The sequence below is a fragment of the Pannus brasiliensis CCIBt3594 genome, from assembly GCF_036688125.1.
In the GTDB taxonomy this organism is placed as follows: domain Bacteria; phylum Cyanobacteriota; class Cyanobacteriia; order Cyanobacteriales; family Microcystaceae; genus Pannus; species Pannus brasiliensis.
Map to the genome: position 1 here is coordinate 12,191 of NZ_JBAFSM010000043.1, position 23,664 is coordinate 35,854.

The 23,664-nt window shown below is 53.0% G+C and carries 29 protein-coding genes; 12 read left to right on the plus strand and 17 right to left on the minus strand.

All coding sequences use genetic code 11. The features are described 5' to 3' along the window. Positions 1-9 precede the first annotated feature (9 nt). The 4 genes from V0288_RS18840 to V0288_RS18855 all read left to right on the plus strand — a co-directional run bounded on the left by V0288_RS18840 (position 10) and on the right by V0288_RS18855 (position 3,373). A complete protein-coding gene (locus V0288_RS18840; protein WP_332866701.1) occupies positions 10-210 on the plus strand; it encodes a hypothetical protein in 201 nt (66 codons plus the stop codon). Between the two features lie 273 nt (positions 211-483). Continuing rightward, entirely contained in the window at positions 484-1,290 is an 807-nt protein-coding gene (locus V0288_RS18845; RefSeq protein WP_332866702.1) for an SWIM zinc finger family protein, read from the plus strand. A 73-nt stretch (positions 1,291-1,363) separates the two neighbouring features. Further along, positions 1,364-1,972, plus strand: a complete 609-nt coding sequence (gene rpsD, locus V0288_RS18850) for a 30S ribosomal protein S4 (RefSeq protein WP_332866703.1) — start codon at positions 1,364-1,366, stop codon at positions 1,970-1,972. A 180-nt stretch (positions 1,973-2,152) separates the two neighbouring features. Then, positions 2,153-3,373 carry an FAD-dependent hydroxylase gene (locus tag V0288_RS18855; protein ID WP_332866704.1) on the plus strand — a complete coding sequence of 407 codons (1,221 nt, stop codon included), beginning with the start codon at positions 2,153-2,155 and terminating at the stop codon, positions 3,371-3,373. Positions 3,374-3,542: 169 nt separating this feature from the next. Here the strand turns inward: V0288_RS18855 and V0288_RS18860 are convergent, their stop codons facing one another. Then, complete coding sequence (locus V0288_RS18860; RefSeq protein ID WP_332866705.1) at positions 3,543-3,689, minus strand: hypothetical protein; 147 nt, start codon at positions 3,687-3,689, stop codon at positions 3,543-3,545. On the opposite strand from V0288_RS18860, the gene V0288_RS18865 reads away from it, so the two are divergent. Continuing rightward, positions 3,688-4,809, plus strand: coding sequence for a site-2 protease family protein (locus V0288_RS18865; protein ID WP_332866706.1), 1,122 nt, complete (start codon positions 3,688-3,690; stop codon positions 4,807-4,809). The genes V0288_RS18860 and V0288_RS18865 overlap by 2 nt on opposite strands. A 20-nt stretch (positions 4,810-4,829) precedes the next feature. Here V0288_RS18865 and V0288_RS18870 read toward each other — a convergent pair whose 3' ends face one another. Beyond that, a complete protein-coding gene (locus tag V0288_RS18870) occupies positions 4,830-5,984 on the minus strand; it encodes an extracellular solute-binding protein (protein ID WP_332866707.1) in 1,155 nt (384 codons plus the stop codon). 293 nt (positions 5,985-6,277) lie between these two features. Here V0288_RS18870 and V0288_RS18875 point away from each other — a divergent pair, with 293 nt between their 5' ends. Then, entirely contained in the window at positions 6,278-6,628 is a 351-nt protein-coding gene (locus tag V0288_RS18875) for a hypothetical protein (protein WP_332866708.1), read from the plus strand. A gap of 1 nt (position 6,629) precedes the next feature. On the opposite strand, the gene V0288_RS18880 is transcribed toward V0288_RS18875, so the two are convergent. The 3 genes from V0288_RS18880 to V0288_RS18890 form a co-directional block, all read right to left on the minus strand. Beyond that, on the minus strand, positions 6,630-7,268 hold the full coding sequence (locus tag V0288_RS18880; RefSeq protein ID WP_422662022.1) for an ExbD/TolR family protein: 639 nt from the start codon (positions 7,266-7,268) through the stop codon (positions 6,630-6,632). 12 nt (positions 7,269-7,280) lie between these two features. After that, on the minus strand, positions 7,281-7,919 hold the full coding sequence (locus V0288_RS18885; protein ID WP_422662024.1) for a MotA/TolQ/ExbB proton channel family protein: 639 nt from the start codon (positions 7,917-7,919) through the stop codon (positions 7,281-7,283). Positions 7,920-8,102: 183 nt separating this feature from the next. After that, the gene (locus V0288_RS18890) at positions 8,103-9,101 is read right to left on the minus strand and encodes an adenosine kinase (protein WP_332866711.1); all 999 of its coding nucleotides are present in this window, start codon (positions 9,099-9,101) and stop codon (positions 8,103-8,105) included. Positions 9,102-9,255: 154 nt separating this feature from the next. Here V0288_RS18890 and V0288_RS18895 point away from each other — a divergent pair, with 154 nt between their 5' ends. Continuing rightward, entirely contained in the window at positions 9,256-9,852 is a 597-nt protein-coding gene (locus V0288_RS18895; RefSeq protein WP_332866712.1) for a Uma2 family endonuclease, read from the plus strand. Between the two features lie 177 nt (positions 9,853-10,029). Here V0288_RS18895 and V0288_RS18900 read toward each other — a convergent pair whose 3' ends face one another. The 11 genes from V0288_RS18900 to V0288_RS18950 form a co-directional block, all read right to left on the minus strand. Then, positions 10,030-10,587: a 50S ribosomal protein L25/general stress protein Ctc gene (locus V0288_RS18900; RefSeq protein ID WP_332866713.1), complete on the minus strand. Its 558-nt coding sequence runs from the start codon at positions 10,585-10,587 to the stop codon at positions 10,030-10,032. Positions 10,588-10,625: 38 nt separating this feature from the next. Continuing rightward, entirely contained in the window at positions 10,626-11,975 is a 1,350-nt protein-coding gene (locus V0288_RS18905) for an adenylosuccinate synthase (RefSeq protein WP_332866714.1), read from the minus strand. 207 nt (positions 11,976-12,182) lie between these two features. Next, positions 12,183-12,302, minus strand: a complete 120-nt coding sequence (locus V0288_RS18910) for a photosystem II reaction center protein J (RefSeq protein WP_045362404.1) — start codon at positions 12,300-12,302, stop codon at positions 12,183-12,185. A gap of 41 nt (positions 12,303-12,343) precedes the next feature. Further along, positions 12,344-12,463, minus strand: a complete 120-nt coding sequence (locus tag V0288_RS18915; RefSeq protein WP_332866716.1) for a photosystem II reaction center protein PsbL — start codon at positions 12,461-12,463, stop codon at positions 12,344-12,346. Positions 12,464-12,473: 10 nt separating this feature from the next. Then, positions 12,474-12,608, minus strand: a complete 135-nt coding sequence (gene psbF, locus V0288_RS18920; RefSeq protein WP_332866717.1) for a cytochrome b559 subunit beta — start codon at positions 12,606-12,608, stop codon at positions 12,474-12,476. A gap of 24 nt (positions 12,609-12,632) precedes the next feature. Next, positions 12,633-12,878 (minus strand): cytochrome b559 subunit alpha, encoded by a 246-nt coding sequence (psbE, locus tag V0288_RS18925; protein WP_332866718.1) that lies wholly within the window; start codon positions 12,876-12,878, stop codon positions 12,633-12,635. A 226-nt stretch (positions 12,879-13,104) separates the two neighbouring features. Then, a complete protein-coding gene (locus tag V0288_RS18930) occupies positions 13,105-14,097 on the minus strand; it encodes a photosynthesis system II assembly factor Ycf48 (RefSeq protein WP_422662025.1) in 993 nt (330 codons plus the stop codon). A gap of 105 nt (positions 14,098-14,202) precedes the next feature. Next, positions 14,203-14,550 (minus strand): rubredoxin, encoded by a 348-nt coding sequence (locus V0288_RS18935; RefSeq protein ID WP_332866720.1) that lies wholly within the window; start codon positions 14,548-14,550, stop codon positions 14,203-14,205. A gap of 78 nt (positions 14,551-14,628) precedes the next feature. After that, positions 14,629-16,080 carry a protein kinase domain-containing protein gene (locus tag V0288_RS18940; RefSeq protein WP_332866721.1) on the minus strand — a complete coding sequence of 484 codons (1,452 nt, stop codon included), beginning with the start codon at positions 16,078-16,080 and terminating at the stop codon, positions 14,629-14,631. Positions 16,081-16,134: 54 nt separating this feature from the next. Next, a complete protein-coding gene (locus tag V0288_RS18945) occupies positions 16,135-16,932 on the minus strand; it encodes a DUF3153 domain-containing protein (RefSeq protein ID WP_332866722.1) in 798 nt (265 codons plus the stop codon). A gap of 114 nt (positions 16,933-17,046) precedes the next feature. After that, a complete protein-coding gene (locus V0288_RS18950) occupies positions 17,047-19,296 on the minus strand; it encodes a ribonuclease R family protein (protein WP_332866723.1) in 2,250 nt (749 codons plus the stop codon). A gap of 468 nt (positions 19,297-19,764) precedes the next feature. Here V0288_RS18950 and V0288_RS18955 point away from each other — a divergent pair, with 468 nt between their 5' ends. Further along, positions 19,765-20,745 (plus strand): hypothetical protein, encoded by a 981-nt coding sequence (locus V0288_RS18955; protein ID WP_332866724.1) that lies wholly within the window; start codon positions 19,765-19,767, stop codon positions 20,743-20,745. A 2-nt stretch (positions 20,746-20,747) separates the two neighbouring features. Here V0288_RS18955 and V0288_RS18960 read toward each other — a convergent pair whose 3' ends face one another. After that, entirely contained in the window at positions 20,748-21,182 is a 435-nt protein-coding gene (locus V0288_RS18960; RefSeq protein WP_422662026.1) for a thiol-disulfide oxidoreductase DCC family protein, read from the minus strand. A 172-nt stretch (positions 21,183-21,354) separates the two neighbouring features. Here V0288_RS18960 and V0288_RS18965 point away from each other — a divergent pair, with 172 nt between their 5' ends. The 4 genes from V0288_RS18965 to V0288_RS18980 are packed head-to-tail and all read left to right on the plus strand — an operon-like array spanning position 21,355 to position 23,584. Then, entirely contained in the window at positions 21,355-22,302 is a 948-nt protein-coding gene (locus tag V0288_RS18965; RefSeq protein WP_422662027.1) for an aldo/keto reductase, read from the plus strand. A gap of 23 nt (positions 22,303-22,325) precedes the next feature. Further along, the gene (locus tag V0288_RS18970) at positions 22,326-22,715 is read left to right on the plus strand and encodes a papain fold toxin domain-containing protein (RefSeq protein WP_332866727.1); all 390 of its coding nucleotides are present in this window, start codon (positions 22,326-22,328) and stop codon (positions 22,713-22,715) included. An 18-nt stretch (positions 22,716-22,733) separates the two neighbouring features. Continuing rightward, positions 22,734-23,132, plus strand: a complete 399-nt coding sequence (locus V0288_RS18975) for a hypothetical protein (RefSeq protein ID WP_332866728.1) — start codon at positions 22,734-22,736, stop codon at positions 23,130-23,132. A 17-nt stretch (positions 23,133-23,149) separates the two neighbouring features. Further along, complete coding sequence (locus V0288_RS18980) at positions 23,150-23,584, plus strand: DUF1810 domain-containing protein (protein ID WP_332866729.1); 435 nt, start codon at positions 23,150-23,152, stop codon at positions 23,582-23,584. The last annotated feature ends 80 nt before the right edge of the window (positions 23,585-23,664 follow it).

Consider the following 23,664-nt stretch of genomic DNA (forward strand, 5'->3'; position numbering starts at 1 on the left):
GTGAGCGTTATGTTAGTCATCTTAACCGACGAACACGTTCTCTCGACTCAACAAGTTTGTCAGGGATGTCTGTTAGCGACCCACGAGGGACAACCGCGTTGGCAAGGGGGTAAACTAGGATGCGGACACGCTCTCGGTAAGGCGACCGGCCATCAACCCGCGCTCTACGAGTGCCAGATGGGATTTAAAATCGCCAATATTCAAGCGTAACCGTTTCCCGGTTTCTGAAGGAAAGGCGAATTTCTCGATCGATTCGAGAGAAAAATTTTCACGAGCTTTTCGAGATTCGAGATACCGAGCGATTGTTTGATATAATTATTATCGATAAAGAGCGTTTTATTAGGTAACTTTTTATTTTAAATTACAACAAATTTATTGCAATTAAATTTCGCTAGAATAACATAATACTGTAGGGGCGCAAGGCTTGCGCCCCTTCCCACGAAGAATAAACCTTTCCGATCGCTCCAAGGAATTTTAGATAACATGACAGATCAAGCTTGGTGGGTGCAAAGATGGTTAGAATTACTCGATTCCTACCGATTTAAAAAACGGTTAGAACGAGCGAGATTGTACGCGCGCGAGGGGAACGTCTTAAACATCGATTTCGAGGGATCGCGGGTACTGGCGCGGGTGCAGGGGAGCGAACCCGAACCCTATCAGGTTTCCCTCTCCCTAGAACCGTTTCGCGATGAAGATTGGGACTACGTGATCGATATTCTCTCCCGGAAAGCTATCTACTCGGCGCGATTACTCGCGGGACAGATGCCGGAAAATATCGAGCGGGTTTTTATCGAGAGCGGGGTGAATTTATTTCCTTTTTCCCTATCGGATATCCGTTCGCGCTGTACCTGTCCCGATAAAGCCAATCCCTGTAAACATATCGGCGCGGTATACTATCAACTCGCCGATCGATTCCGCGAAGATCCCTTCGTCCTCTTTCAACTGCGCGGCCGTACCAAAGAACGGATTCTAGAAGAATTGCGACAGAAACGCTCGCGAAAAACGGAAAACACCCCCGAAAAAGCGATCGAAACCGCGGATAAACCGAATCTCGAACCCGCTCCCGCGGAACTCCCCACCGATCCCGCGCTCTTCTGGCGTTACGAAGAATCCCTCGATCCCTCCCTCGTCGTCATCATCCCCCCGGCAGACGATCGCACCGTCCTCGATATCCTCGGCACATTCCCCCTAGCCCCCGCGGAAGCCGACTCGATCGAGCAATTCCTCAAACCCATTTACCGCCAAATGGCACAGGAAGCGATGGCGACCGCTCTACAGCGCGAGGAGTAAATCTTCCCCCTTCCCCCGTTCTCTGCTACAATTGAACTTTTGGGATAAATCGAAATAGGAGTCAAACGTCTATATGTCTCGTTACCGAGGGCCGCGCTTGCGTGTTGTACGCCGTTTGGGAGAATTACCGGGCTTAACCCGGAAAACCGCCCGCCGTTCCTACCTACCCGGACAACACGGCCAAGCCCGCAAGAAAAAATCGGAATACGCCATCCGTCTGGAAGAAAAACAAAAACTGCGCTTTAACTACGGCGTGAGCGAGAAACAACTCATCCGCTACGTTCGCAAAGCTAGACGGGCGACCGGTTCCACCGGACAAACCCTACTACAATTACTCGAAATGCGTCTGGATAATACCGTTTTCCGTCTCGGCATGGCGGGAACCATCCCCGGCGCCCGTCAATTGGTCAACCACGGCCATATCACGGTAAACGGTCGCGTGGTCGATATCCCCAGTTATCAATGTCGCCCCGGCGATGTCATCGGCGTGAAAAATCAAGAGCGCTCCAAGGATCTCGTACAGAGAAATATGGAATATCCCGGATTAGCGAACCTACCGAGTCACTTGGAATTCGATAAATCGGCTCTCGTGGGCAAAGTGAACGGAGTCGTCGATAGAGAATGGGTAGCCTTATCGATTAACGAACTGCTCGTGGTGGAATACTACTCTCGGAAAGTGTAAGAACGCGGTGGATTTTTTCCCCGAACCGGATGAGGACGCGAAGGTAAGCGTCCTTGTTTTGTTATTTACCGAGAGTTCAGGGGAAATTCGATCGAAATTACCCCCTCGCCCGATGTCCGGAAAATCGTGTCAGAATAAATAAGTGAAGATACTTATCAATTCCCTCGAAAACGACGCGATATGACTCTCGAACCTCTCCCAAATGCCTCCTACGATTTGATAATTGTCGGTTCCGGGATTGTCGGCACGATCCTGGCCGTCGCCCTCCAGAAAACGGGCGCGAAAATCGCCATCATCGAGGAGCGTCCCTTGGAAGTCGTGATCGATCGCCGTCAAGCCTACGCGCTATCGCTCATGTCGGGGCGTATTCTCAAAGGGTTGGGAGTCTGGGATAAAATCTTTCCCAATATCGGTAAATTCCGTCATATTCGCCTCTCCGATGCCGATTATCGTGTTTTTGTCCCCTTCGCGGTCAACGACCTGAAAACCGATTATTTGGGCTATGTCGGCGAGCATCGGGTGATCCTCTCCGCGTTAATCGAGGCGACGAGAGAAAGATCGAATATTCACTGGATCTGTCCCGCGCGGGTTAAAAAAGTAGAGTACGGCGAAAATAACGCCACGGTAACGATCGAACGCGACGGACAGACTTACCCCCTCACCGCTCGATTGGTCGTCGGCGCGGACGGCGCGCGCTCCTTTATCCGACAGGAAGCGAAAATCACGACAAAAGGCTGGAAATACTGGCAATCCTGCGTCGCTTTCACCATCGCCCACCAACAGGAATACAACGAGACGGCTTTCGAGCGTTTCTGGCCGACCGGCCCGATGGGGATTCTCCCCCTTCCCGGCAATCGCTGTCAGATCGTCTGGACGAATCCCCACGCCGAGGCGAAGAAACTACAGGAAATGGAAGAGAGTCAGTTTATCGCCAGATTAGAGGAATATACTGGGGGATTATTGGGGAAATTGCAATTAGCGAGCGAGCGATCGCTTTTCCCCGTCCAATTAATGCAGAGCGATACTTATATCAAACCCCGATTAGCCCTCGTGGGGGACGCGGCCCACTGTTGTCATCCCGTCGGGGGACAGGGGTTGAACCTCGGCATCCGGGACGCGGCCTCGCTCTCGCAGGTGTTGACGGAAGCGATCGAAAAAGGCGAGGATATCGGCTCGATCGAGGTACTGAAACGCTACGAAAAATGGCGTAAAAAAGAGAATTTAGTCATTTTAGGCTTTACCGACTTTCTCGATCGCTTTTTCTCCACCAATTGGCTACCGATCGTCTGGACGCGCCGTTTCGGTCTATTCGTCATGCGTCACGTTCCCCCGGTTAAACTATTCGCCCTACAACTGATGACCGGCTTACGGGGACGGATTCCCGAACTAGCCAAACCGTAGCGGGAGGCGGGAGGCAGGAGGTGAGGGAGTAGGGAGTAGGGCAAAGAAAGGGTAAAGGTGAAGGGCTTAAAAGTAGTCTTTTCCCTTTTCCCCTTCCCCTTTCCCCTTTTCCCCAAAAAAACTCCCCCATCCCCCGTCTCTCTCACCTCCCCTATCTCCCCATCTCCCACTACCGCGCTTCGGACGGTTTTCCCTCCATCCGATTCTCTCCGGCCCGATCGAGAACCTCGTTACAATTTTTAATAGAAGTGAACGGGTCGATCGAGGTTACGCTTGTGATATCGGGATCGTCCGCGATAATTGGAGAAAATGCCATGAACGGCAATATTCGCGTGGGAAACCTCTTCGGAATTCCTTTTTATATCAATCCTTCTTGGTTTTTCGTTCTGGGCTTGATTACCCTGACTTACGGGAGCGATCTAGCCCGATTCCCGCAGTTAAACGGGGGACTGCCCTGGTTATTGGGATTCATTGCCGCTTTACTGTTGTTCGCGTCGGTGGTCGCTCACGAACTCGGCCATAGTTTCGTCGCCCTCGCGCAAGGGATCGAGGTAAAATCGATCACCCTCTTTCTCTTCGGGGGATTGGCCACCCTGGGACGGGAATCGAAAACGCCGTTAGAAGCGTTTCTCGTGGCCGTGGCCGGGCCCCTCGTCAGTTTTCTGTTATTCGGTGTTTTTCTGGTTATCGGCTTAAATCTGAGCTTGAGCGCGCCGATCGCCGCGATTCTTTCCTTACTGGCCTATATTAACCTCGTCCTGGGGCTGTTTAACCTGATCCCCGGTTTGCCCCTCGATGGCGGGAATATCCTGAAAGCGATCGTCTGGCAGATCACGGGCAACCCGAATAAGGGGATTCTCTTCGCCAGTCGTTTCGGGCAGTTTTTCGGTTGGTTGGCGATTATTGTCGGCGCGCTCTCGATAGCGGGGGTCAGTTCGATCGGTAGTCCTTGGACGCTGTTAATCGGCTTTTTCTTGCTACAGAACGCGGGTTTATCGGCGCAATCGGCGAAAGTACAGGATTTCTTGAGTCAATACACCGCGAGAGACGTACTTTCTATCGATAGCCCGATCGTTCCCGCGTCCCTCAGCTTACGCGAGTTCGTCAATAATTACGTTATCGGCAAACCACCCCGATCGACATTTCTCGTCACCGACCCGGACGGGAAACTGTTCGGAACGATCGCGGCCGACGATCTGAAAACCATCCCGACCTCGCGCTGGCCGGAGGTGAAGGTGGGCGAATTGTTACGGACCGGCGAGAGTTTACGGCGGATTTTACCCGATCGCCCCCTGTTGGACGTGGTGAAAATTTTGGAAGGGGAAAATCTCGCCGAGGCGATCGTCGTCGAGGAAAGCGGGGTCGTGGTGGGATCGATCGAGAGAAATTCGATTAGGAATTTTTTAGAGCGGGAAATGGCGAATAAAACCGTTTGATCTCCCCGGACGGCATAATCTTACGTCGATCGTCTCATTTTTTCCCAGAGGCGATCGATTTCTTTTTCTACCTTCGGCGCTAAAGGAAGGAGAAATTCACTCTTTTCCAGCGCGGGTCGATCGGCCAGCAGGGGATCTTTCCGGATATCGACGGGAAGCTCTCCGGCCGGCCGATCGATAACCATCGGCGATAAACCGTCGGTAAAGAGGGAAATGCGATCGACCGAGTTCGTTTTCCAGCAGAAATCGATCCATCGATCGGCGAGGGGATCGTTTGCCATCATCGCCGGTTGTACCCAGACATCCGACCACAGCGAGGTTCCCGATCGGGGGACGACGAGTTTCATCTCGCGATATTGCTCGGTAACGGGTAAAATATCGTCCGACCACCCCACCGATAGCCAGACATCGCCCACTAGCAAAGGTTGAAGATAATAGCTCGAACTGTAGAATTTTACCTGTTTTTGCAGGGATAGTAAGTTCGATGTCAGGTCGGGAACTCGATCGAGATCGGTGGGATTATAGGAACCGCCCAACTTTTTCAGGGTTAACCCGATCACCTCGCGGGGGTTATCGACGAGTGCGATCCGTCCGGTTAACTCCTCACGCCATAAATCCGACCAATCCTCCGGCCGCCAGTCAAACCGCTTGAATTTATCCTCGTTATAAACGATGACAGTGCTTCCCCAACGGTAGGGCGCTCCCCAGATCTTGCCGGTTTCGTTCGGAAAACCTTGTTCGTCGCGCGTGACGAGCGATCGCCATCGCGGGGGGAGTTTCGACCAGTTCGTTAACCGCGCCGGCTCGATCGGTTCGATCAGTCTCTCCCGGATCGCCGACGCTAACCACGCATCCCCGAGTGTTACCAGGTTGGCCCTGGGGGAGGAGGATTTCCCGGTAAAAGGTAGGGCGACGGGAAACGAGGAGGCGGGAGTCGGTATCGATCTTTGCCGCCAAGCTTCTAATAACTTCAATAAATTTTGTAACTTCGTTTCCGATTGAAACTTGAGATTTCGATCCTCGATCGTTTTTTGAAAATCTTGAATCAATCGCGGGGGGATCGAGCCTTCTAGCAGGAAAACCCGTAAGGCGCTTTCTGCCGGGGCGCATCCGGATAATCCCCGCGCGAGCGCGAGTGTACCGATACCCTGGAGAAAAGAACGACGATTTGCCATGATACAGTGATTTTTAGAGATATAAACACGATATATCGCTCATGTACGGAGAATAATCGTTAAATATTAGTAAATATAGCCTCTACAATCGATGCCAGGTTCCGTCCGGGGAAATACTCGGACTTCGACGAACGGAACGATCGGATCGATCGGTAGAAATCCCTAGAGGGAGCGTGTATTTTGTAGATTAATGAAGAGCGATGACGGGATCGTTAAATGAATCATAAATTGTTATACCCCATCCCATCTAGCTCCTAGGATAGAGGGAGAAACCTCTAAGGGTAGGTAATTTCATGGATGGTATACAAAAACAGATTACCGGGCTGAACCAAAAGATCGACCATTTACACGAAATCGTCGAACATTTGAGCGGACAAATCGCCACGATGGCCGCGACAAAAGCCCAATCTTCCTCTCGTGACACCGGTGAGATGATCGGCTTTTCCGAATTCTCCGATAACAGCCTCTACGATCACAAGGATATCCTACGCGATTCCGGCGGGCAAACCGGCCGGGGGGGGAGCGCGGATAATCCCATATCGGACGAGATTCAAATTCGACGGCTGACCGCGCAACTGACGGCGGCCTACAATCGAATCGCCGCTCTAGAAGAACAGTTACTCACCTATCGTATCCACTCTTGACCTAGTTTACCCCGCGGGGAGCGCCCGACGATCGGGGGCCGCTGTCGGGAACATTGGGCAGGGAGGGTAAGGAGCGATTCGGCAGTGTCGGTGAGGAAGAATTTCCCCAGGGGTTGGTATTCTCTAAACCTGGTAACGAGGGGTTTCCGGCGGTTGACGAAGTAGACTCCCCGGGTAGAGTGGCCAGCGCGACCCGATCGCCCCCGACCTGTCGGAGTAGATCCAGAATCCCCACGACCTCGTTATAACTGGCGTTCCGAGAGGCGTTTAACACCATCAAACCGTTCGGGCTGTTTTGATGGTAATTCTTGATCGCCTCGAATAACTGCTCGCGAGTCACCATCTGTTTCTCGACGTATAACTGTCCGACATCATCGAGACTGACCACCAGCATCTCGCGCATCGGTGTGGTCGAGGTGCTGGCTTTGGGCAGATCGAGACTGATGGCCTGCTGACGCGATAACCCCACCGCTCCCAAAATAAAAAAGGTCAGGATACAGAAAATCACATCGATCAAGGGGACGATGTTTACTTGCACGTCCTCTTGAATTCGGTGAGAATCGTGCCAGGTGCGGAGCGGACGGGCGGCGGTTACGGTATTCTTTCGAGTTGCGGTTTTTCGCGGGGTGGTTTCCGGCATGGCTGTGAGGGGTTAGCGATCGACGGGCGTTTCTAGGTTAGCATTTAGGGTGTGATACTGTCCTTCCCGAGCCGCCCAACGCTGACGGTAGAGAATTTCCAGATCGTTGCCCACTTTACGGAATAGACGGGCTTGGTTAAACCAGAAGCCCTGAAACACGCGATAGAAAGCGAGGCTAAAAATGGCGACGATCAAACCCGTAGCGGTCGAGATCAGCGCCTCGCTGATCCCTAACGTAACGCCCGCGGTGGAGGAAGTTCCCAGATCGCTCAGTTGAATATTGGCCAGAGACGCGATTAGACCGAGCACCGTTCCTAATAACCCTAACAACGGGGATAGAGCGACCACGGCTTCTAATACTTTATCGCCCCGTTTCATCAGGGAGAGTTGATCGTCCGCCGCCGATTCGAGGGCGAAGTGAAAAACTTCGGGATCGGGATCGTCGAGGCGTAGGGGAGCGTAGAGGAAATTTCCGACCGGGTGGGTGCGGTTTTCTCTCGCGATTTTCGTGGCGAGATCCCAATTGCGGCTCGCCGCTTCCATGACGCGGTTGACGATCTGCCCCTCGCTTAAGAGAGTCCGCGACCAGAACCAAATTCTTTCGATAATCGTGCTGAGAGAGAGAATAGAAAGAAAAAGGAGAGGCCACATGGCTATTCCACCTTTTTGCATGATTTCCATTATATTCACGAGTTTTTATACCCTCCTATCTAGGCTCGTCGCTCGATCTTCGTGAAGTTTACATTTATTCATTTAGAATTAGCTTTCCAGTATAGCCGTTTTCGTCTCCCGTCCGGTAATCGGCGCGGGTCGATCGGCCCGCGCCAACGGGTATCAACCGACGAGGAGAGAATCGCGTAGGGCGAGAATTTCCTCGGTTGCCAACCGCGCGCCGAATTTCGACACGACGCGGGACGCGCACAGGGAGGCGAGATTTCCCGCCCCGGCGTACCCTAATCCGTGGGTGATGCCGTACAGGAAAGCCCCGGCGTACATATCCCCCGCGCCAACCGTATCGACGGCGGTAACGGGATGGGGCGCGATTTCTAGAAGATTTTCCCCGTCATAGATCAGCGAACCGCTCGCCCCGCGGGTGATGGCGAATCCTTTGGTGAACGTTTTAAAATACTCGATCGCTCCCTCGATCTCCTCGGTTCCCGATAAACTTAACGCCTCGGACTCGTTGGCGAAAACGAAATCTAATCCCGTCCCGATCATTTCCAGTAATCCCTCGCGGAAAAAGATCGCCATATTGGGATCGGACAGCGAGAGCGCGGTTTTTACCCCGGCGCTTTGGGCGATCTCCCGTCCTTTGATGGCGGCGGCTTTCGCGGTGGGGGAGGTGACGAGGTAGCCTTCGAGATAGAGATAATCGGCGGAAGCGATCGCGTCCGGCACTAGCTCGCGCTCGGAGATTTTCCCGGTGATGCCGAGGAAGGTGTTCATGGTGCGATCGGCATCGGGAGTGACGAGGACGAGACATTTCCCGGTGATTCCCTCCGCTGTATCACCGCCGTGTTCGTTGGTATCGAGACCGCAACTTCTAAGATCGTCGAGATAGAATCTACCGGATTCATCGTTACCCACTTTACAGGAGTAAAATCCTTTCCCGCCCAGTTGGGCGATCGCCACCATCGTGTTCGCGGCCGATCCCCCACCACTGCGTTTCCGGGAATCGCCCAATCTCTCGATCAATTCCGTCTGACGGCTTTCATCTACCAATGTCATCACCCCTTTATCGATTCCCAGTTCCCCGAGGGTTTCGGGCGAGACTTCAAATTCCATATCGACCAGGGCGTTACCGATGCCGTACACGTTATATTTTTTTCCCATAATGAACCGCGCTCCTCGAACTTAGGTTGTTATTGACTATAGCAGGAGCCGGCCGATAGGGAGACACGGGTTAAGGGCGATCGATTCGGGGGCTAGGGTATCCTAGAAGGCATCGAGAATGTTGTTCGAGCGATCGAGGTAGAGAAGAAATCCCATGTCCGGCATGAAACCCCGATTTACCAGTTTCGAGGAATATCTAGCCTACGAGGACGATTCCGATCGACTCTATGAATTGTTCAATGGAGAACTGATTGAAATTCCCATTGACTCGGGGAGAAATGTTGAAATCGCTAACTATCTTTTGTTGAGTTTCGCTTTATTCTTGGGAAGCGATCGGGTCAGGGGGCACGGACTCGAACTGGAAGTCCAGGGGGAACCGAAAAACCGCTATCCCGATTTAACCATTCTTCGGGAAGAACATATTCAACAGTTATCGGCTCGAAACACGATCCGTCTGTCTATGGCTCCTCCTTTATTAGTCGTGGAAGTGGTTAGCCCCGGCGAGATCCCAAGAGAGCGAGACTACATCGCCAAACGAATTCAATATCAAGATCTCGGGATTCCCGAATACTGGCTCGTCGATCCGCTAACCCGATCGATTCTCGTTCTAGAATTGGTGGGTAATCTTTATACGGAAGCGGGAAATTTTAGCGGGGATGATTTCGTTCTTTCTCCTGGCTTTAGAGAATTGAATGTAAAGGTTTCCGATGTGTTTAACCCGAACGAATCCGCCCGATCGAACTCTCTTTAAAATTCAAAAGCTAGAGAAACAGCGATCGCCATCTCCCTAGCCAATTAAAGGAAAAAAAGTCAGGCTATTTGACATTACAGTGGATTGTCCGGGGAAAATATTTTTTTTAGAGAAACTTTCTCTAAAATATCCCTTTGTACTCCTGAATTCTGACTCCTGACTCCTGACTTCTCCCAGTTATTTTTTCGCGGCGACGATCGAGTAAACCGTCGAGTGGGTATCGTCTTTTAACGTCACACCCTCGGGCATTTGCAGATCGCCCACGGTGATCGATTCTCCCACCCCTAAACCGGAAACGTCGAACTCGATCACTTCGGGAATATTATCGGCGATACAGGAAACATTGATCTCGTTGATCAACTGTTCCACGAGACCCCCCTGTTTCACACCGATCGCCTCGCCGACCGGTTTCACCGGAACGACGATATCCAGCTTCCCGTGGGCGGAAACGGCGAAGAAACTGAGATGGAAAAGGTTTCTCTTCCAGGGATGCGCCTGCACTTCCTGGATCAACGCTTTCCCCGTCCAGGAGATTTCGGGAACGTTGACATCGACGAGGGTATTGTTGATCGAGGCTTTTTTGAGCAGGTTGAGCGCTTCTTTCTCTTTCACCACCAGCGAGACGGAATCCGTCCCGTTGTGGCCGTAGAGGGCGGCGGGAATCAAACCCTGACGGCGTAGAGCGTTCGGTTTAGTCTTTTCCGGTCTTTTCTGACATTCAACACTGACTTGCATCGCGGTTTATCCTCCGACAATTAACTGATTTCGATCGATTAAAACTCGACACTTACCGATTCCCAGAGCGCGCCGTTGGCATCCAGAAGCGCGCGTTTCGGCCCGTGGATGGGATCTTCCACGATAATCGTCTGGTCGCGACTGGCACCGAGAGAGATAATGGCGATCGGCACTTCCATGATCTCGGCGAGGAATCGCAGATAATCCAGGGCTTGCTTGGGTAGATCTTCCAGCGTCCGACATTCGGTAGTCGGTTGTTTCCATCCCGGTAGGGTACGGTAGATCGGCCGACAACGGGCGAACTGAGCGGCGTTACTGGGGAGGTGACGACAGGTTTTCCCGTCTAACTCGTAGGCGACGCAGACCTTGATCTCTTCTAACGTATCGAGAACATCTAATTTCGTGACCGCCAGACAGTCCAAGCCGTTGATCCGCACCGCGTAGCGACCGATCACCGCATCGAACCAGCCACAGCGACGACGGCGGCCGGTGGTCGTCCCGAATTCCGCCCCCCGATCGCAGAGTAACTGCTCGATTTCCCCCTCTAGTTCCGTGGGAAACGGCCCCTCGCCGACACGGGTAGTGTAGGCTTTGGCCACCCCGATCACCCGATCGATCACCGTCGGGCCGATCCCCGCGCCCACGCACGCCCCCCCGGCGATCGGGTTGGAGGAGGTAACATAGGGATAGGTTCCGTGATCGAGATCGAGAAGCGTTCCCTGCGCGCCTTCAAAGAGAATATTTTTCCGTTCGCGGATCGCCTTGTAAATCTTTAGAGAACTATCGACCACATGGGAACGCAACCGATCGGCGTAACCGAGATATTCCTCGATCACCACTGACGGATCGAGCGGCGGTAGGTTATATAGCTTTTCTAAAATGACGTTTTTATAGGCGATCGTCCATTCCAGTTTCTCCCGCAGGGTATCCGGATCGATCAGGTCGATCACCCGAATGCCCGTCCGTTCCGATTTATCGGCGTAGGTAGGGCCGATCCCCCGGCCGGTGGTGCCGATTTTCTGTTTTCCCCGTCTCTCCTCCGAGGCCCGATCGATCAGACGATGATAGGGCATGGTAACGTGAGCCGTCTGCGAGATAAAGAGATTCTCCGTCGAGACATTGAGGGCGTGTAGTCGTCCCATCTCTTCCAATAACACGGAGGGGTCGATCACCGTTCCCGACCCGATGACACATTCGGTGTCGGGGTAGAGAATGCCGGAGGGAATCAGGTGGAGTTTGAACGTCTGATCCCGGACGACGACGGTATGACCCGCGTTAACGCCGCCTTGAGACCGCACCACCATATCCGCCGATCGACTCAGCAGATCCGTGATTTTTCCTTTTCCTTCGTCGCCCCATTGAGCGCCGATTACAATAACGTTAGCCAAGGGTCGATAGGGTCTAGCTAAAGTTCACACAAACTACAATTATCTCTCGATAGCGATCGGACTGTCAAGCTCGATCGGGGGAATTTTTTCCGGAGTTCTCGATCGACTCGCGTAAAGGGAACCAAGGGCCGAAGGCCGGTGAAAAAAACCGCCCGTTGCTGAAAAACGAGCGGCTCTCTCCGATGAGTAAATTTTTTTTCGTTTCGTTTACAGGGAGGAGCCTAGACCGGCGTAAGCTCCGTAAAAGAAAAGACCGACGACCGCGATCACGCCGAGGCCGGCGATCGTGGCGACTAACCAAAGGGGAATACGACCTTCCGCGAACATTAAGACACCTCCTACTTGCTTTTCTAAAAAATGTACACGAGTTAGTTAAAGAAATAGCTGGAAAATAAAATTCCGAGAACGGCCACCAGGAGTAAACCCAGGTACAGGGAGGTACGGTTTAGCTCGACGGGTTGCCGGTTGGGATTGGGCATTCTTTCCATGATCGTTCTCCTAGCGTTGGATGAATTGCATCGCCGCGATCGCGCCGATAAAGAATACGGTCGGGACGGCTAACGTGTGAACGGCCAGCCATCGAACGGTGAAAATGGGGTAAGAAATCGGTTGATTCGGATTACCGGTAGCCATTGTTTTTATCCTCGTTACCCTAAATTACTGATTAAACTCTTCGATTTGCTGTTTCGCGGTATAGCGATCGCTAATGATCGGCAGTTCCTGACGGTCTTGAGTGTAATACTCGTCCGGTCGGGGAGTACCGAAAACATCGTAAGCTAATCCGGTACTCACGAACAACCAGCCCGCGATAAACAGCATGGGGATCGTGATGCTATGGATGACCCAGTAGCGAATACTGGTGATGATGTCGGAAAATGGACGTTCTCCGGTGCTACCTGACATGGATGGTTCTCCTGAAAATGATAGAGAGGTAAAAATCAATCTATTTGACACACACCGCCCTAGAAGCGCGGTGATTCTTCGGGAAGACACTCGTGGAAAACCACCGTGTACGAACTAGGACATTACTCCTACTCCCCTGGCGATGTCATTGCCGCAATTCCCTCCAGTGTTACCACCATCGGGGATACTTTTCGGTTTTAAAGATTCCCCGACCCGAAAACAAGTTTCAAGCCGATTCGGTCGGGGGTTCGTACTTGAGTAAAACCCCGTTTTGTCCCAGGACGAAACCTTTGTCGGGATTGACAAAAACAATCCGATAAAGATTACTGGGAACATTTTCCACGGCGCGATCTTTCTCCCATGACTCACCACCGTCATGGCTGACGAGTAGGTTGCCACTGCCGCCGGCGACCCAAAGTTCTTCGGGCGTGCGGTACGTGAGATCCAGTAGTCCCCAACTGGTGGAAAATTCGGGGAATACTTTATCTTCCCACGTATCGAGTTCCGGGTCACTGGTAAATTGTAGTTGACCGCCCCGCGCCAGGGCCCAGAGTCCTCCCTTGTCGTTAAACCCGACTTTCTGGAGACGACGGGAAGAAAGCCGGTTATGGGGAGTCCATTCGGTATCCCCCGGTTTCCAGGTGGAGTAAAAATTTCCCCGGGCCGAGACGGCCACGTATTGACCGTCCTCGGAACGGACGATCGTGCGAGCGACCCCGACCGCTCCCTCGACGAGAGCTTTCCAGCTTTTCCCGCCGTCTTCGGTGCGGTAGATCGCGCCGAGATCCGTGACCATTTCGGCGGTGCGGTCATCGAGGGCGATAATACCGTAGGGCGCGCCGGGTAGTTTCTCGCTCAGGGGAATTCTCGACCAGCTATTGCCGCCGTCTTCGGTGTGCAGGAGAATCGAGGGTTTCCCGACGATCCACCCTTCGGTCCCGTGGAAACTGACCGAACCGAAACTGACTTTCTCATCCCCGAGCGCGAGGATTTTTTGTTGCCACGTATCGCCCCCGTCTTTGGTTTCAAAGAGACTGGACTTCGTTCCGACCAGCCAGCCGTGTTGGAGGTCATCGGTAAAGGCCACGTCGGCGAAGATGGCATCGGTATCGATCGGGATGACTTTCCAGGGATTGTTGCCCAGAGTGGGAACGCTACTACAACTCAGACAGAGTAGCGAGACGGCGATCACTATTAAGAATTGTTGTAGCTTTCTCATTAATCGGTTCATAGGTATCAGCGAAAAGTCGGGGGCTATTTTCACTTCGCCCCGGTGAGATGCCGGTGTATCGGTTCGATCGGTCAAGGAAATCGCCTCGGCGAGTTAGCTTAAACCGTATAAACTCATAAAAAACAAGAAAAATAACCCTAAAGCCCCAAAAATCAAAAGATTTTTTTGGTTGGGAGTCAGACGGTTCACCCCGAAGCCGTAGTTGAGGTTTTCTTGAAATCCGGAGGGCGCGTCTTTCGCCCCGATGTTGACGAACTGGGAGCGACGCACGCCGCAGACGGGACAGCGCCAGGTTTCCGGCAGTTCCTCGAACGGGGTTCCCGCGGGGATATCGTTTTTCCCGTCGCCCTTACTCGGTTCGTAAACGTAGCCACAGGCGCGGCATTCGTAACTCGCGGGAGCTTGTTCGGCGACGGTTAATTCCTGGGGTCGATCGCTCATGGCGGGAGTTGAAGAAATTCTGAAAAACTCTGTTACAAATTATCAGTCTATCCTTTTCCCCCTGTCAACCTTCCGCTTTTATCCCTCCGGCGGGGGACTCTCTCGCGGTCCGGGTTCGACGGTCGGCGGGGGACTCGGTTCGCTCGCTCCCTCGATCGGGGCGGGGTTCGTGCTGGGAACGGGGGTGGGAGTGGGTTCGATCGCGGGCGAGGGGCTAACCTCGGGACTCGGATCGGTCTCGGGAGGGGGGACGGGAATCGGGATCACCTCCGGGGTCGGGGTTACTTCCGGGGTCGGGGTGATCGTTACTTCGGGAGAGGGTTCGGGGGTGATCTCCGGGGTGGGGGTCGGGCTAGGTCGGTAAGTCCGCCGAGGTCGGTACACCGGGGAACGTTCCGGGATCGGGCGGGTTACGGGAGGCGCGCTCTCGATCGGGGACGGTGTCGGACTGGGACTCGCCGGGGGGGTGGGGGTCGGTCGTACCCGATCGCCCCGTGGCAGGAGGGCCATAAATCCGAGATAGCCCAACGCGAAGGCCCCGACGGTGACACCGGCGAGGAGGAGGAGAAACGGGAAGGGATTTTTCCCGGTCGATCGAGCGGTTGGTGAGGGTTCTGGCGCGGTTCCGGCGGGATTTCTTTTCGGGGTGAGGGGGGGAAGGCGATCGGGACTTACGGCGATCGTCGGCGCGGCCGTCATACTCGCGGGGATTCCCTGTAGGGCGGCCAGCATTTCCGTCGCGCTGGCGTAGCGATCGCGCGGGTGAAACCGGATCGCTCGATCGAGTACCATCGCTAGGGAGGAATGGGGATTGGCGGCCTCGTGTCGCCAGAGGATCTCGCCGGTACGGGGATCGGTTTCGAGATACTGGGGGGTTTTCCCGGTGAGGAGATAAATCGCCGTCAATCCCAGACTATAGAGATCGCTCGAATATACGGGTCGTCCGGCCGCCTGCTCCGAGGACATATAACCGGGGGTTCCCAGGGCGATCGAGTAGGCGGATTTTCCCGCGGGATCGACGACGGTGGCGACGGCTTCTTTCATCACCCCGAAATCGATTAAAACGGGCAGATTATCGCTTTTTCGGAGAATAATATTATCGGGTTTGACATCCCGGTGAATGATGCGACGACGGTGGATAAAGTCGAGAACGGACAGGAGACGGACGAGGATCTCGGTGACCGCCGATTCCGATAGCTCGCCCTCCCGTTCGTGTTTCTGGGTGAGCGTGACCCCCTCGATCCATTCCTGCACCAGATAGAAATCGTTGCCATCGTCGAAATAGCCGTATAAACGGGGAATTTGCGGGTTTTGTTCGCCTAATTCTTCCAAGACGGCCGCCTCGCGCTCGAAGCGTTCCAGTAACCACGCGGGCATTTCTTCCGATTGAACGGCGGGATGGAGTTTCTTGATCACGCAGTGCCGTTTCGAGGGCATCTGGGTATCGATGGCGATGTAGGTCTCTCCGAACCCACCTCTGGCGAGGGTGCTGATAATTTGATAGCGGTGGTTTAACAGGGTCGCGCTCATGCAGGCTCTTTTGTCGGGCGGTTTCGTCCGTCTCCCATCTTAGCGTTTCCCCCGTTACATTTCGGGGAGGGTTCGATCGGGTCCCGAGACTCCGGGGAACTGTCGGTATTTCAGGACGTAACCGGCGATCGCTAGGGCGATAATGGCGATCGAACCGATGGCCAGATAACTGGGAACCCAGAAAACCGCCTCGATCCGGTTGATTTCCCCCGGTTTTAAATGCCAGACGATCCGGGTTCCGTCCTGTTCTACGTCGGGGGGTAGAGCGGTTTCCCCGGTAATAATCCGTCCCCCGAAGGGTGTGTTCAGGGCGAAATCGATATTCACCAGCGAACCGGGACTAACGATGATATTCCCTTTTTCCGAGAGTACCCCCAGGGCGCGCAGATCGACGGTGAGGGTTAACCGGTCCCGATCGAGCAAGAACCAGTTACTCTGGTCGATCGATAGCCGGGAATCGAGTTGCAGGAGTTTCAGATCGTCGGGGGTCGAGCGTCGGATCGCGTCGGTAGCGCCCGGATTGAAAAAACGATTGAACTTTTCTTCTAACTCCTGTCCGTTGCCGAAGGGAATGGTGACGATCGTTTCCCGATCGGAAACCCGTTTTGCCTTACCTCCCAACGATTTCGCCCGGTCTTCGAGGCTATGTAACCATTTCGTCGCTTCCGTCTGACTCAGGCTGGTTAACCGTTGTCCCAGGGTGATATCCTGCACGATCTCGCCGTGATGCTGGTGCGAGAAATTCACGCCCACATCGTAGCGGACACACCCGGTTAACAGCACGAACAGACCGCATAACAAGGGGAGGAGAAAGAATCGTTTCGCTTTTTTTCGATCGGTTGGAGAGTTCATAGACAGGGAGGCGGGAGGTAGGAGGCGGGAGGCGGGAGAAGATGAATCAACGATCGACGGTCGGCCCCGGAAGATCTCGAACGGGAAAGCCGGGGGCCGGCCGTTGGCGAGAACTTATTCCTCGTCTAGATCCTCGCCGGCGGCGCTACCACCGCTCACCGTGACGAGATCGATCTGTTGACGGTAATAGTCTACATCTTTTACCTCGACTTCTACCTCGTCTCCGAGACGGTAGGCGACGCGATTTTTACGACCGATGAGACAGCTATGGCGGGCGCGGTACTCGTACCAATCATCCTTGAGAGAAGAAACGTGAACCAATCCCTCGACGAGTAGATCGGAGATTTCCACGAAGAAACCGTAGGATTGAACGCCGGTGATCAGGCCGCGGAAGACCTGGCCGGTGCGTTCTTTCATTTTCTCCGCTTTTTGCAGTCCTTCTAGGTCCCGTTCCGCGTCCTCGGCGATTTTGGATCGATCGTTGAGATGGGTAACGAGAAGATGACTTTCTTCCTCTAATTCTTCCTGAATTTCGGGCGGGAGGATATTCCACGTAATCTGACCTCTCGCGCGACTACTACCGAGATCCACGCCCGTTTTCACCGCTTTACTGCGGCGATCTTTTCCTTCGGTCAGGAGAATTTTTAAGAGTCGTTGAATCCAGAGATCGCCGTACCGTTGTAGGGGAGAGATACAGTGGGTGTACGTGTCCCGGTAGGCGAGACCGAAGTGGGGCAGGGAGTGGGTACTGTACTTGACCATCTTCAGGGTCGATTGGAGAAGATAGTTCAAAATCTTTTCGGACGGGTTCGTGGAAAAAGCCCGCGTGAGATTTTGATAGTATTCTGGCGTGATTTCCTCTTCGGAGGCTAGAGAAAATTCAATTCCCAAATTATTGGCTAATTTTAATAGATCTTCTAGCTCTTCGGGGTCGGGTTCGCCCTGACCGCAGTACAGCGCGGGGAGATGCAATGCCTGAAGATGTTCGCCGATCACTTTACCCGCGAGGACGGCGACTTCCATCAATAGCGATCGGGCGGGTAGAGTATTGGAGGCGAGAACGCTCCCCCCGCGTCCGTCGTCCTTGAAGGGGGAGGCTTTTTCGGATTGGATATCGAAACTCCCGCGCTGGAGACGCGCCGATTTCAGGGTCGGGCAGAGGATGAAGAAGAGTTGATGTAAGGGTTCGAGAAGATCTTGATATTTGGGATCGTCCTCTTCCTCGCTGAGAAGATCGCGGATCTGTTGGTAGGTGAGGTGATGATCGACGACGATCGAGGCCGGCACGATCTCGTACTCGACAATATCTCCTTTCTCGTCGATGGTGATCAGGATGGAAAAGGTCGGGCGCGGTTCTCCCGGAGCGAGCGAACAGCGACGGGTGACGGCGGCGGGAAGCAGGGGGAGGACTTTTTCGCCCAGATACACCGCGGTTCCTCTCCTTCGGGCGGCTTTATCCAATAATCCGCCCCGTTCCACGTAGCGGGCCACGTCGGCGATATGAATTCCGACCCGCCAGTATTTCTGTTTGACCCGTTCGATCGAGAAGGCGTTATCGATAATCGGCGGGTAATCCCGTTTGATCCCGTCTTCTAGGGTAAATGTCGGTAATTTTTCGAGATCCCGACGTTTCTCTTTGTCGGGATTATCGAATCCATCCGGTAGGCGATCGGCCGCTTGCAGGACTTCGGGGGGGAACTGCTGGGGTAGATCGTGCTTACAGGAGACGATATCCGTGTCCGCGGCGGCTTCGGCCGTGGAACCGAGAACGCGGGTTACTTGACCGATGGGGGGATGATCGCCGAGGGGATACCGTAATACGGAGACGTGAACGAGATGATCGATGGTCTCCTGAAGGTTCCGACCGTTTTCTAAAAGTTTGATGGCGAATTTCAAGCGATCGTCCAGGGGGACGGCCACGAAAGTTTCATTTTCTTGTTTTACCTGGGCGAGGAGGGAAGGATTGGCCCGATCGAGAATCAGTTTGACCTCGCCTTCGGGAGAACGCCGGCGGGTTCCCTCTTTGAGGATTTTCACGAGAACCCGATCGCCGTTCCAGGCGTTACTTAAATGATTCTTGGAGACGTAGATATCCTCGGCATCTTCCACGTCTTGAATCGCGAAACAAAACTCCTTGCTCGAACAGCGCAATTTCGCCTCGACCACGTTTTCCTCGCGAACGCGGCGGTATTTCCCGCGTTCTTTCACGATGATTCCCAGACGTTCTAACGCGTCAAGGATGACTTGAAGTTTCTGGCAACTTTCGGTATCATCCTCACAGGCGAGTTTTTTTTCGAGATATTTGACGGCAACTAACTTATCTTCACTCAAATGCGAGAGAAGGGTGGAAATCGAGAATTCCATCGAGAGAAGATCCTTATTGGAGAACTTACAAGAACCGCGCTCCAAGGCGCGAATCGATAGCGGTTAGGGACTGTATAGGATTCAATGCTCGGGATGATTTCGGAACGCTTCACCGAACGATCTCGCCAAGTCTACCACCGCGGCGATCTCGTCCACACGACCCCCCCTATAGTAAGGATATCGTCAACCACGAGAGTTGAAGGGGGATCGAAAGAAAACCTGATCGGGAAAAAGGGAACTTTTTAAAGGGGGGGGAATCCGGATGGTTCGGAATCCCTGGAATATCACCAGATGCTTGTTATTTTTTCGGGGAAGTCTCGCCGTTGTAGAATTTTGAAAGTGCCTAACAACGTTCGCCCACTTCCCCAGCCCTTGCAGATCATACTCAGATTTTAGCAAAAAAATGTTTATTCTCTCGAAAAAGCGATAGAGTATTTTAGTAAGTACAAAAGAACTGTGAAAGAAGGTATGTTCCCAGAATTTCGGCGGCGTTATCCCCGATCGGCCTTGATTAGTAAGTTATTGCGGATCGATCATGGCAAATATATCGTTCGCGTTCGCGTGGAAAGTGAGGGCAGGATCTTGGCGACGGGGCTGGCCGCGGCCGATACTGTCGAAAGCGCGGAAGACCGGGCCCGAGAACGGGCGATCGCTGTATTAATCACGGGTTCGGAAGGTATGGAATCCCCCGAGGAAACCCTCGCTTTCCCCGTGATGCCGGTTTCGGAACCCCCGGCCGCCTCGAAACCCCCCGTTATCGAACCACCCCCCGCGCCGGCAACCGTCCCCGAAATTCCCGTTATCGAACCCGCGCCACAACCGGTAACGGTCTCGAAAACCCCGATTATCGAACCCGAACCCGCGCCGGCAACCGTCCCCGAAATTCCCGTTATCGAACCCGCGCCACAACCGGTAACGGTCTCGAAAACCCCGATTATCGAACCCGAACCCGCGCCGGCCGAAATCGCGGTCATCGAACCCGAGCCGGAACCGGTGACGGTCTCGAAAACCCCGGTTATCGAACCCGAACCCGAGCCGGAACCGATAATCGAGGAGAAAAAACTGGAACCGTCTCCCGTTCCCGCCACGATTCCGAAAAAAGGCGGGAAATCGTCGAAAGCTGTCTCGATCGCTCCCCCGGAACCCGAACCGGAACCCGAACCCTTCTCGCTAGAGTTGGAAGAGGATAACTACGGGTTATTTTCGGACGAACCGGAGATGGCGATCGATCCGGAAGAGATTCCCTCCGAACCCGCGCCGGTTGCCGTACCCCCGGAAGAGATCGATTACTCCGTCCTGAAAACGAAGATCGACGTGGAGATGAAGCGATTGGGATGGACGACCGAAAAAGGCCGGGATTATCTCATCTCGACCTACGGGAAAAAATCTCGATTGCTACTAACGAACGAGGAGCTTTTAGAGTTTTATAACTATTTATCGAGTATTTAACTCTAAATTCGGCATCTATCGGGCTGTTGGCAGTCGAGACGCTGTTTCCGTTCCGCGATCACCGTTGGTAGGTTCGGTCTACCCGTGAGGGGAAGACGGAAATCGGCCCAGATACCGTACAGTCGATCGGCGATCGGACCGGCGATCGGCCACGCGGTGATCGCGTAAACCCATCCCATACCCAATACCTCGTAGACGCGGCGGAATACTTCCACGTTTTTCAGGATCTTCCCGTCCGCGGTGATGGCGTGAATCCGTCCCATCGCCGTCTCGAAATCGATCCCGCCATTTTCTTCCGGGGAGTAGTGATCGTCGGCGATATCGACGAAAGCCACTAACCCCCGCCCCGCGTCCCGTTTTCGGAGAAAGTTCACCTCTCGAAGACAGAGGGGACATTCGCCATCGTATAACAGTTTGATTTTCCAGTCAGTCACGATCGATTTGTCAGAGAACGAGTGGATAAAGTATCTTGAACTGAAGATAACGAAAGATCCCGAAAAACGCTAGGCACGGGATTTCCGGTGGGTTACGCGCTCGCTAATCCATCCCACACATTATTACAAGGAGGTCGATCGCGTGGTCATCGAGAATAAACTCACTCTCCCCGCGATGGGTTGCGGGACTTGGGCTTGGGGAAACCGTTTGCTTTGGGGCTACGATGAGAGTATGGATAGCCAATTACAGGAAGTTTTTACCCTCTGTGTCGAGAACGGGGTGACTTTGTTCGATACCGGCGATTCCTACGGGACGGGCAAACTCAACGGTCAGAGTGAGAAATTGTTAGGACGTTTCGCGGGGGAATACCGGGGGAAAAACGCGGAAAATATCTGTATTGCCACGAAATTGGCCGCTTATCCCTGGCGATTGTCCCGGAACTCGATGATCTCCGCTTGTCAGGCTTCCGCGAATCGGGTGGGGCGATCGATCGATCTGGTTCAACTGCACTGGTCAACGGCCAATTACGCGCCGTGGCAGGAGGATAGATTACTCGACGGCTTGGGGGATCTGGTGGAGAGAGGGATGGTAAAGGGCGTGGGTTTATCCAATTTCGGCCCGAAGCGGTTGGAAATGGCCTATAAAAAGTTTTCGAGTCGCGGGATTCCCCTCACTAGCCTACAGGTACAATATTCGCTTCTCTCTACCTATCCCGTCACCGAACTGGGCTTGAAAGAGGTATGCGATCGCCTGGGGATTCAATTGATCGCCTATAGTCCCCTCGCGTTGGGCTTGTTGACGGGTAAATACGAAAATACGAAAAATCTACCGAAAGGAATACGGGGCTGGTTATTCCGGCAATTAATCCCCGCGATCCGTCCGCTGATGGAAACGGTGACGGCGATCGCTCGATCGAGGGAGAAAACCCCGGCGCAGGTGGCGTTAAACTGGTGTATCGTCAAGGGAACGATGCCGATTCCGGGCGCGAAAACGGTGAGTCAGGCGCGGGAGAATATCGGGGCGTTAGGGTGGAGATTGGACGCGGGGGAAGTCGCGGAACTCGATCGGGTTTCGGCGCGCCTGGAGAAGAAAATGGTGCAGAATATTTTTCAGAGTCGGTAGTCGGGATCGATCGGCGGGAGTGTATGGAGGAATTAAGCGATGCCTGGGTTTATCAAAAAATTGGCGAGATTGTTAGTCCATTCGGGCTTTACCAATGTGAACCTTGCGCTATGGCCGTAATTCGTTGGCTAGAGGAAAATCAAATCAGCGGAAATCTGCTCGAACTGAGAACCCTCGGTTATCCGGACGAAGATTTTATCCTCAGCGATCGCGCGGGAAATGATGAATCGATCACCTTGAATGGAAAACACTATGGAGTAGAAGTTAGGGGATTGGTTTTTGATAATCTATCGGTTGAAGGACTATCACGAGAGAACTGGCTCAAAGATTTTCATTGTCAAAGCGGAGATTTTGTAATTCATATTCGTGCGGGTGTTGGTTCTAATATTACATGGATAATTCACGAGTTCTGAACTAGGAGGATAGTAATTATGGAAAAAAAAGCGAGTTTATTGGAAATTTTAGCTAAAATTAAACAGAGACCAGGGCTATATATCGGCCGTCCTTCCGTCTCGGATCTATTTATGTTTCTGGTGGGTTATAAAACGGCGAGAAGAGAATTAGGCATCGAGCCGACAGCGGAAGAAATTCAATTCCATCAAGAATTTCATCCCTTTGTTGAAAACAAATATAACGTAAAGACCTCGAATTCTTGGGCGAAAATTATTATGCTATATTGTTCGGACGAAAAGCATGGTTTCGATCAATTTTTTCAGTTATTAGAAGAATTTCAACAGAAAAAAGAACGGAGAAAACCAGCCGAAAGAATCGAGGAGTTCGATCTAGATAAATTAGAAGAGTCTTTTCTGGAGCGATCGGAATTCATTTAAATCTAGGATCTATGATCATGTCCGATACTTACGATTTACAGCGGTTCGTGGAAGCGCAGGAGTTTATCTACGCGGAAGTTATACGAGAACTGAAACGGGGATATAAACAAAGTCATTGGATGTGGTATATCTTCCCGCAGATTAAGGGACTTGGGAGAAGTGAAACGGCGCGGAAGTTCGCGCTCGGATCTTTGGAGGAGGCGCGGGAATATTTAAAACATCCCGTTTTGGGCGAGAGGTTGAGAGAGTGTATCCGCTTGGTTCTCGCGGTCGAGGGGAGGACATCGGAACAGATTTTCGGTTCGATCGATACTCTGAAATTTCGCTCTTCTATGACGCTGTTCCTGTACGCTACCGAAGATAACCGAATTTTTCAAGAGGCTCTAGAAAAGTATTTCGATGGACAGAGCGATCGATTAACCGTTAATCTTTTAAAAAAGGATGAATTGTAGCTGTCGTGGATTGAAATACAGACCCCCCACGACTCTACAAGCGAAGAAAGTCTATATCCTTCGTTTTCAGAGCGTCAATA

Coding starts and splice junctions, on each gene's coding strand:
- V0288_RS18890 (WP_332866711.1), bottom strand. CDS start 9,101: ATGGGAAAAAAATATAACGTGTACGGCATCGGTAACGCCCTGGTCGAT.
- V0288_RS18845 (WP_332866702.1), top strand. CDS start 484: ATGACAGATCAAGCTTGGTGGGTGCAAAGATGGTTAGAATTACTCGAT.
- psbF (WP_332866717.1), bottom strand. CDS start 12,608: ATGGCTACCGGTAATCCGAATCAACCGATTTCTTACCCCATTTTCACC.
- rpsD (WP_332866703.1), top strand. CDS start 1,364: ATGTCTCGTTACCGAGGGCCGCGCTTGCGTGTTGTACGCCGTTTGGGA.
- V0288_RS18975 (WP_332866728.1), top strand. CDS start 22,734: ATGGAAAAAAAAGCGAGTTTATTGGAAATTTTAGCTAAAATTAAACAG.
- V0288_RS18980 (WP_332866729.1), top strand. CDS start 23,150: ATGTCCGATACTTACGATTTACAGCGGTTCGTGGAAGCGCAGGAGTTT.
- V0288_RS18940 (WP_332866721.1), bottom strand. CDS start 16,080: ATGAGCGCGACCCTGTTAAACCACCGCTATCAAATTATCAGCACCCTC.
- V0288_RS18885 (WP_422662024.1), bottom strand. CDS start 7,919: ATGTGGCCTCTCCTTTTTCTTTCTATTCTCTCTCTCAGCACGATTATC.
- V0288_RS18870 (WP_332866707.1), bottom strand. CDS start 5,984: ATGGCAAATCGTCGTTCTTTTCTCCAGGGTATCGGTACACTCGCGCTC.
- V0288_RS18910 (WP_045362404.1), bottom strand. CDS start 12,302: ATGTTCGCGGAAGGTCGTATTCCCCTTTGGTTAGTCGCCACGATCGCC.
- V0288_RS18970 (WP_332866727.1), top strand. CDS start 22,326: ATGGAGGAATTAAGCGATGCCTGGGTTTATCAAAAAATTGGCGAGATT.
- V0288_RS18880 (WP_422662022.1), bottom strand. CDS start 7,268: ATGCCGGAAACCACCCCGCGAAAAACCGCAACTCGAAAGAATACCGTA.
- V0288_RS18840 (WP_332866701.1), top strand. CDS start 10: ATGTTAGTCATCTTAACCGACGAACACGTTCTCTCGACTCAACAAGTT.
- V0288_RS18965 (WP_422662027.1), top strand. CDS start 21,355: ATGGGTTGCGGGACTTGGGCTTGGGGAAACCGTTTGCTTTGGGGCTAC.
- V0288_RS18935 (WP_332866720.1), bottom strand. CDS start 14,550: ATGAGCGATCGACCCCAGGAATTAACCGTCGCCGAACAAGCTCCCGCG.
- V0288_RS18955 (WP_332866724.1), top strand. CDS start 19,765: ATGTTCCCAGAATTTCGGCGGCGTTATCCCCGATCGGCCTTGATTAGT.
- V0288_RS18950 (WP_332866723.1), bottom strand. CDS start 19,296: ATGGAATTCTCGATTTCCACCCTTCTCTCGCATTTGAGTGAAGATAAG.
- V0288_RS18930 (WP_422662025.1), bottom strand. CDS start 14,097: ATGAGAAAGCTACAACAATTCTTAATAGTGATCGCCGTCTCGCTACTC.
- V0288_RS18895 (WP_332866712.1), top strand. CDS start 9,256: ATGTCCGGCATGAAACCCCGATTTACCAGTTTCGAGGAATATCTAGCC.
- V0288_RS18875 (WP_332866708.1), top strand. CDS start 6,278: ATGGATGGTATACAAAAACAGATTACCGGGCTGAACCAAAAGATCGAC.
- V0288_RS18945 (WP_332866722.1), bottom strand. CDS start 16,932: ATGAACTCTCCAACCGATCGAAAAAAAGCGAAACGATTCTTTCTCCTC.
- V0288_RS18915 (WP_332866716.1), bottom strand. CDS start 12,463: ATGGAAAGAATGCCCAATCCCAACCGGCAACCCGTCGAGCTAAACCGT.
- V0288_RS18900 (WP_332866713.1), bottom strand. CDS start 10,587: ATGCAAGTCAGTGTTGAATGTCAGAAAAGACCGGAAAAGACTAAACCG.
- V0288_RS18860 (WP_332866705.1), bottom strand. CDS start 3,689: ATGGCATTTTCTCCAATTATCGCGGACGATCCCGATATCACAAGCGTA.
- psbE (WP_332866718.1), bottom strand. CDS start 12,878: ATGTCAGGTAGCACCGGAGAACGTCCATTTTCCGACATCATCACCAGT.
- V0288_RS18865 (WP_332866706.1), top strand. CDS start 3,688: ATGAACGGCAATATTCGCGTGGGAAACCTCTTCGGAATTCCTTTTTAT.
- V0288_RS18855 (WP_332866704.1), top strand. CDS start 2,153: ATGACTCTCGAACCTCTCCCAAATGCCTCCTACGATTTGATAATTGTC.